Annotated in this window: 7 protein-coding genes; 3 read left to right on the top strand and 4 right to left on the bottom strand. The window is 73.2% G+C overall.

What is annotated here, in order from left to right; all coding sequences use genetic code 11:
- Positions 1-282: hypothetical protein (locus ACWDN5_RS29580; protein ID WP_449678584.1), on the bottom strand; the 282-nt coding region annotated here is incomplete at its 3' end.
- A 401-nt stretch (positions 283-683) separates the two neighbouring features.
- Between ACWDN5_RS29580 and ACWDN5_RS29575 the strand changes: the two genes are divergently transcribed.
- Positions 684-869, top strand: a complete 186-nt coding sequence (locus ACWDN5_RS29575; RefSeq protein ID WP_310970663.1) for a hypothetical protein — start codon at positions 684-686, stop codon at positions 867-869.
- Here ACWDN5_RS29575 and ACWDN5_RS29570 read toward each other — a convergent pair.
- Entirely contained in the window at positions 866-1,810 is a 945-nt protein-coding gene (locus ACWDN5_RS29570) for an ATP-binding protein (protein WP_449678583.1), read from the bottom strand. The two genes, ACWDN5_RS29575 and ACWDN5_RS29570, sit on opposite strands and share 4 nt — an antisense overlap.
- A 130-nt stretch (positions 1,811-1,940) precedes the next feature.
- Here ACWDN5_RS29570 and ACWDN5_RS29565 point away from each other — a divergent pair, with 130 nt between their 5' ends.
- On the top strand, positions 1,941-3,347 hold the full coding sequence (locus ACWDN5_RS29565; RefSeq protein WP_310970660.1) for an RNB domain-containing ribonuclease: 1,407 nt from the start codon (positions 1,941-1,943) through the stop codon (positions 3,345-3,347).
- Entirely contained in the window at positions 3,344-4,120 is a 777-nt protein-coding gene (locus ACWDN5_RS29560; RefSeq protein ID WP_449678582.1) for a helical backbone metal receptor, read from the top strand. Before ACWDN5_RS29565 ends, ACWDN5_RS29560 begins: the two co-directional genes overlap by 4 nt.
- On the opposite strand, the gene ACWDN5_RS29555 is transcribed toward ACWDN5_RS29560, so the two are convergent.
- Both ACWDN5_RS29555 and gabT read right to left on the bottom strand, forming a co-directional pair.
- Complete coding sequence (locus ACWDN5_RS29555) at positions 4,092-5,519, bottom strand: aldehyde dehydrogenase family protein (protein WP_449678581.1); 1,428 nt, start codon at positions 5,517-5,519, stop codon at positions 4,092-4,094. The two genes, ACWDN5_RS29560 and ACWDN5_RS29555, sit on opposite strands and share 29 nt — an antisense overlap.
- Positions 5,516-6,871, bottom strand: coding sequence for a 4-aminobutyrate--2-oxoglutarate transaminase (gene gabT / locus ACWDN5_RS29550; protein WP_449678580.1), 1,356 nt, complete (start codon positions 6,869-6,871; stop codon positions 5,516-5,518). Before gabT ends, ACWDN5_RS29555 begins: the two co-directional genes overlap by 4 nt.
- Between the last annotated feature and the right edge of the window lie 73 nt (positions 6,872-6,944).

Genomic DNA, 6,944 nt, shown 5'->3' with positions numbered 1-6,944 from the left:
GCGGGCGCGCCGGGCGCGGTTGCGGACGTCGTCGAGACCGGCGCCGCCCACCAGCACGACGTCCGGGCGGGCGGCCTCGACCAGCGCGTCGGCGCAGAGTCCGGCAGCGCCCAGCACCCCGGCGACCGGTCCGGCGCAGAGCCCGGCAGCGCCCAGCACCCCGGCGACCGGTCCGGCGCAGAGCCCGGCAGCGCCCAGCACCCCGGCGACCGGTCCGGCGCAGAGTCCGGCAGCGCCCAGCACCCCGGCCACCGGTCCGGCGCAGAGCCCGGCAGCACCCACCACTCCGGCCCCAGGCCCAACCACCTTCCCAGCCCCACCCAGCCGGCCCCAAAACCCCAAGCCGGTCTTCCCCGGCCCGGAATCCACCCCCCAGCCGTTCCCGGCCCGCCACGCGGCCCCGGCCCGCCCGGTCTTCCCGGGGCCCGGGACCATGCCGCCCGTTCCGCCGCCGGCGCCGAACGCCCGTCCCGTCTTCCCCGGGCGGGACACCCCGCTCCCGCAGCCCTCCCGCCAGGAACCCGAAACTCCTCCTCGCGGCACCCCGCGTGGCTGGTTCGACGAATTCACCGAACAGAAAGAGCCCGAAGAACCGCAGGACTTCGGGCCCACCGGGCAGCCGACCGAGATCCCCTACCGGTACAAGCGCTGAAAAACCGGCGCTCGGGTGCGAACCTAGGACCATGTCCAAAGACCCGAACCCGGACCAGGGGTGGTACTACAACACCCGCACCCACCAGGTCGAGCACCTCGAACGCAGCCGCAGCGTCGATCTGCTCGGCCCGTACCCCGACGAGGCCACCGCCCGGCGCGCCCTCGAGATCGCCCGGGAGCGCACCCGGCGGGCCGATGCCGAGGACGACGACTAGACCGTCAACCGCGGGCTCAGCACGAACTCCGGGTCCACCTGCGCGGCGAGGTCGGCGCCGGCCCAGGCCGCCGCGTTGCGCAGGTGGAACTCGACCGCCTGGCGCTGGTAGCGGGCCCAATCGCGCTCTTCCGCGTCGACCGCCGCGCGCATCGTGGCCAGCGTGGCCAGGTTGACCGGCTCGAGCTCCGCGATCGGGCGGGCCGTTCCGCGCTCGGCCGCCCGTACGTGCCCGGATGCCGACAGCCACCCCAGCAGCGCCGCGCCGACCTGGTCCTGCAGGAACTCGACGTCCTCCGCGTCCGTCACCTTGTTGCCCACCACCACGAGCCGGACGCCGAAGTCGCGCGCGTAGTCCGCGTACTGGCGGTACACGCCCACGCTCCGCACCGTCGGCTCGCAGACCAGGAACGTCACGTCGAACCGGGTGAACAGGCCCGAAGCGAACGCGTCCGCGCCCGCCGTCATGTCCATCACGACGTACTCGCCGTCGACGTCGACCAGGTGGTTCAGCAGCAGCTCCGCCGCCCCCACCTTCGAGTGATAGCACTTGACGCCGAGGTCGTCCTCGTCGAACTGGCCGGTGACGCCCAGCCGGACGCCGCCCAGCTGGCGGAAGCACGCCGCGAAGACCGGGTTGTCCTCGAACGGCCGGACCAGCCGCGAGCCGCGGCCGGGCGGGGTCGTCTTGATCATCGACGCCGCGTCCGGGATCCGCGGGTTGTCGCCGCGCAGGTAGTCCTTGATCAGCGCCATGTTGTCGCCCAGCGTCGGCCAGGCGAGCGCTTCCTCCTCGGTCGCGCCGAGGGCCACCGCCAGGTGCTGGTTGATGTCGGCGTCGATGGCCAGCACCGGCAGGCCGGCGTCGGCGAGGTACGCCACGAACAGCGACGACAGCGTGGTCTTGCCGCTGCCGCCCTTGCCGACGAACGCGATCTTCACGGTCGGGATCCCCTTCTGGTAATGATGACGGTTTTCATTATGCCCAGGGCAACGTACACCCGACCGGCCCGCACCCGATCGGGCGATCTCCGGGCCCGGCGCGGGTTAGGGTTGGGGGGTGCCTCCCCTCGTGATCAGGACACACTCGGCGGGCGGGGACTTCGGCCCCCTGCGTGCCGAGTTTTCGCTGCCGGAGTCGTTCGGGCCCGAGGTGCTGGCCGAGGCGGAGGCGGCGGTCCTCGACCCGCTGGCCAGCGCCGGCCCCCGCGAGGACGCGACCGACCTGCCGTTCGTCACCATCGACCCGCCCGGGTCCAAGGACCTGGACCAGGCGATGGTGGTCGAGAAGACCGCGCACGGCTTCCGCGTGCACTACGCCATCGCCGACCTCGCCGCGTTCATCCCGCCCGGCGGTGCCCTCGACCGCGAATCACGCCTGCGCGGCCAGACGCTCTACCTGCCCGACGGCAACGTCCCGCTGCACCCGCCGGTGCTCTCCGAAGGCGCGGCGAGCCTGCTGCCCGGCGAGATCCGGCCCGCGGTGCTCTGGACCATCGAGACCGACGACGCCGGCGAGCCGACCGCCACCCGCGTCCGCCGCGCGCTGGTCCGGTCCACCGAGCAGTTCGACTACGAGACGGTGCAGGCCGCCCTCGACGCCGGGAACCCGCACCCGTCGGTCGCCGCGCTGCCGGAACTGGGCCGGCGGCGGCGCGAGCTGGCCGTCCGGCGCGGCGCCGTCGAGCTGCAGCTGCCGGAGCAGGAGATCACCGGCGACCCGGACGGCGGCTGGGTGCTCGCCCGCCGCCCGCGCACCGCCGTCGACGCCTGGAACGCCGAAATCTCGCTGCTCACCGGGATGGCCGCGGCGCGGATCATGCTCGACGCGCGGATCGGCGTCCTGCGCACGCTGCCCGACCCGGAGCCCGAGGCCGTCGACTGGCTGCGCCGCTCGGCCGAAGCGCTCGGCATCGCGTGGGCGCCGGAAGTGACCGTGTCGGAGTTCCTGTCCCGATTGGATCCCGGGCAGCCGGCGTCGATGGCGCTCTACGCCGACACGACCCGGCTGCTGCGCGGCGCGGGCTACACGGCGTTCGACGGCGAACTGCCGTCACTGACGACGCACGCGGGCATCGGCGGCGCGTACGCGCACGTCACGGCCCCGATCCGGCGGCTGGTCGACCGGTTCGCCACCGAGATCTGCCTCGCCGTCTCGGCCGGCCGCGAGGTCCCGGAGTGGGTGCGGGCGGCGCTCGCCGACGTCCCGGAGCGGATGAGCGCGTCGGACGCGCTCGCCGCGAAGGTCGAGCGGGCGTGCATCGACCAGGTCGAGGCGTGGGTGCTGGCCGAGCACGTCGGCGGCGAGTTCAGCGCGGTGGTGCTGCGCGCGGACGAGAACAAGGCGGAGATCCTGGTCGAGGACCCCACGGTGATGGCGAAGTGCGCGGGGGAGCGGCTGACCGCGGGGGAGCGGATCGCGGTCCGGCTGACCGCGGTCGACGTCGAGAAGCGGAAGGTGTCGTTCGAACGCGCATGACGTACCTGGTCGACGATCTCGGCGAACCGGTACCGCTGTCCGGACCGGCTGCGCGAGTGGTGTCGCTCGTGCCGTCCCTGACCGAAGCGGTCGAGGTCAGCGCGCCCGGACGGCTGGCGGGCGCGACGGACTACTGCACGCATCCGTCCGATTTGGACGTTCCGCGGGTGGGCGGGTCGAAGTACCCGAAGCTGGACCGCGTGCTCGACCTGGCGCCGGACCTGGTGCTGGCCAACGCGGAGGAGAACCGCCAGGAGGACGTGGAACGGCTGCGCGCCAACGGAATCCCGGTCTGGGTGATGGCCGCGGCGGCGTCGGTGCCCGCGGCGCTCGGCTCGCTGCGCCGGATCCTGACGCAGGCGTACGAGCTCGCCGAGCCGGAGTGGCTGGTGGCGGCGGAAGAGGCCTGGCGCGAGGTCCGGCCGGTGCGTTTCCACGCGGTGGTCCCGGTGTGGCGCAAGCCGTGGATCGTGCTGGGCCGCGACACGTTCGCCGGCGACGTCCTGCGCCGCGTCGGCGTGGCGAACGTGTATGCGACGTCGGAGGAGCGCTACCCGCGCCCGGACCTCGAGGAGCTGCGGGCGCACTTCGCGGCGGACGCGGACCTGCTGGTGCTGCCGGACGAGCCGTACCTGTTCACCGAGGAGGACGGCCCGGACCACTTCCCGGACGCGCGGTACGTCCTGGTCTCGGGCCGTCACCTCACGTGGTACGGACCGTCACTCGTCGAGGCGCACGAGGCTCTTACAGCGTCAATCCCGTCAGGACCGTGACGCGCTCCTCGGTGAAGTCCGCCATCGCCGACGCCGGGCCTTCCCGCCCCACACCGGAGTCCTTCACCCCGCCGTACGGCATCTGGTCGGCCCGGAAGCTCGGCACGTCACCGACGATCACGCCGCCCACGCGAAGGGCCGCCGACACCGAGAAAGCCGTCGGGACGTCACGCGTGAACACCCCGGCCTGCAGCCCGAAGCGCGACGCGTTGATCCGCGAAACGCCGTCCTCCACCGAAGAAACCCGGACCAGCGAAACCACCGGCCCGAACACCTCCTCGGCCATCACCGACGCGTCCTCCGGGACGTCCGCCAGCACCGTCGGCTCGACCGTGGCTCCCGACTGCCCGCCGCCGGTGAGCAACTTCGCGCCGGAAGCAACCGCCGCCGAAACCCACGACGAAACCCGGGAAGCGGCGTCGACGTTGATCAACGGGCCGACGTCGACACCCTCGGCGCGCGGGTCACCCACTCCCAGCGCGCGGACCTGGTCGAGCACCTTCGCGGCCAGCGCGTCGAACACCGAGTCGTGCGCGTACACCCGCTGCACCGAAATGCACGACTGCCCCGCTTGGTACATCGCGAACGTCGCGATCCGCTGCGCCGCGAAGTCCAGGTCCGGCCAATCCGGACAGACGAGCACCGCCGCGTTGCCGCCCAGCTCCAGGGCCACGTGCTTGCGGGGCACGCGGTCGCGGATCGCCCAGCCCACCGGGACCGAGCCGGTGAACGACACCACCGGCAGGCGCGGGTCCTCGACCAGGCGGGACGACGTCTCGTTGTCCACCGGCAGGATCGACCACGACCCCGCCGGCAGATCGGTGCCGGCCAGGATTTCGCCCAGCAGCAACGCCGTCAGCGGCGTCGCCGGCGCGGGCTTGAGCACGATCGGCGCACCCACCGCGATCGCCGGGGCCACCTTGTGCGCCACCAGGTTCAGCGGGAAGTTGAACGGCGTGATGCCCAGCACCGGCCCGCGCGGCACGCGCCGGACCAGCGCCAGCCGGCCGGTGCCGCCCGGGTCCGTGTCGAGCCGCTGCAGCTCACCCGAGAAGCGGCGGGCCTCCTCGGCCGCCCAGCGGAACGTCGACACCGCGCGCCCCACCTCGCCGCGGGCCCACTTCAGCGGCTTGCCCGACTCCGCCGTGATCAGCGCGGCGATCTCTTCGGACCGCTCACCCAGCGAACGGGACACGTGGTCCAACGCCCCGGCGCGGACGTGCGCGGGCAGCGTCGCGAACTCGTCGGCGACGTCCGCCGCGGCCTGCACCGCGGCTTCGACGTCCGACGGCGAAGGGACGAAGTGGGACCCCGCCTCGGAGCCGTCGAAGGAGTGACGGACGACCGCGGTCGCGCCGCCGGTCACCGGCTTCCCGGCGACCCAGAACGGGAACGTCATGCGCGGGCCTCCGTCCGGACGGCGTGCTCCAGCACCGACAAGCCCTCGTCGAGCAGGTCGTTGGACAGCGCCAGCGGCGGCAGCAGCCGGACGACGTTGCCGTAGGTCCCGCAGGTCAGCACCACCACACCGGCCCGGTGACAGGCCGCCGCGACGCGCTTGGTCAGGTCGGCGTCGGGCTCTGAAGTCCCGGGCTTCACGAACTCCGCGGCCAGCATCGCGCCGCGCCCGCGGACGTCGCCGATCACGCCGGTCTCGGCGGCCAGCGCCCGCAGCCGCGGCAGCACGGCACCTTCGATGCGCTGGGCCGACGCGGCCAGGTTCTCGGTCTTCATCGTCTCGATCGAGCCGAGCGCCGCCGCGCACGCGATCGGGTTGCCGCCGTACGTGCCGCCGAGGCCGCCCGGCGGGACCGCGTCCAGCAGCTCGGCGCGGCCGGTGACGGCGGACAGCGGCAGGCCGCCCGCGATGCCCTTGGCCGTCGCGATCAGGTCCGGCACCACGTCCTCGTCGGTGGACGCGAACCACGAACCGGTGCGGCAGAAACCGGTCTGGACCTCGTCGGCGACGTACACGACGCCGTTTTCGCGGCACCAGGCCGCGATCGCGGGCAGGAAGCCGCGCGCCGGCTCGATGAAGCCGCCTTCGCCCTGGATCGGCTCCAGGACCACCGCGGCCACCTGGTCGCCGCCGATCTGCTTCTCGATCCGGTCGATGGCCAGCGCGGCGGCTTCGGGGCCGGACAGGCCGTCGCGGAACGGGTACGAGCCCGGCACGCGGTAGATCTCGGGCGCGAACGGGCCGAAGCCGTGCTTGTAGGGAATGGACTTCGCGGTCATGCCCATGGTCAGGTTGGTGCGGCCGTGGTAGGCGTGGTCGAACACGACGACGGCCTGACGCCCGGTCGCCGTGCGCGCGATCTTCACGGCGTTCTCGACGGCTTCGGCGCCGGAGTTGAACAGGACGGACTTCTTCGCGTGGTCGCCCGGCGTCAGCTCGGCCAGGGCTTCGCAGACCTCGACGTACCCCTCGTACGGCGTGACCATGAAGCAGGTGTGGGTGAACCAGCAGGCCTGCTTGCGGACGCGGTCGACGACGGCCGGCGCGGAGTGCCCGACGTTCGTCACCGCGATGCCGGAGCCGAAGTCGATCAGGACGTTGCCGTCGGCGTCGGTGAGCAGGCCGCCGCTGGCGGAGGTGACGTAGACGGGCAGCACCGAGCTGACCCCGGCGGCGACGGCAGCGGTGCGGCGTTGCTGCAGCTCGCGCGAGACGGGGCCGGGGATTTCGGTCTGCAGCCTGCGCTGGCGGGGCGCCGGCGCCTGCGGCCCGGCGGTGGTGCTTGCGGTCACGGCGTGCTCCTGGGAAGTCGGGGGACGTCCTCAGGATGAGCGGTTACCGGACGGTCGTCAGGTGGCCGTCCTG

Source organism: Amycolatopsis sp. NPDC003731 (assembly GCF_053586895.1).
The sequence above is the reverse complement of the archived record's forward strand: the minus strand, read 5'-3'. Positions and strand labels throughout refer to the sequence as shown.

What these genes read in the sequence shown, in the direction of transcription:
- ACWDN5_RS29575 (WP_310970663.1), top strand. Translation starts at nt 684, where the DNA reads ATGTCCAAAGACCCGAACCCGGACCAGGGGTGGTACTACAACACCCGC.
- ACWDN5_RS29560 (WP_449678582.1), top strand. Translation starts at nt 3,344, where the DNA reads ATGACGTACCTGGTCGACGATCTCGGCGAACCGGTACCGCTGTCCGGA.
- ACWDN5_RS29555 (WP_449678581.1), bottom strand. Translation starts at nt 5,519, where the DNA reads ATGACGTTCCCGTTCTGGGTCGCCGGGAAGCCGGTGACCGGCGGCGCG.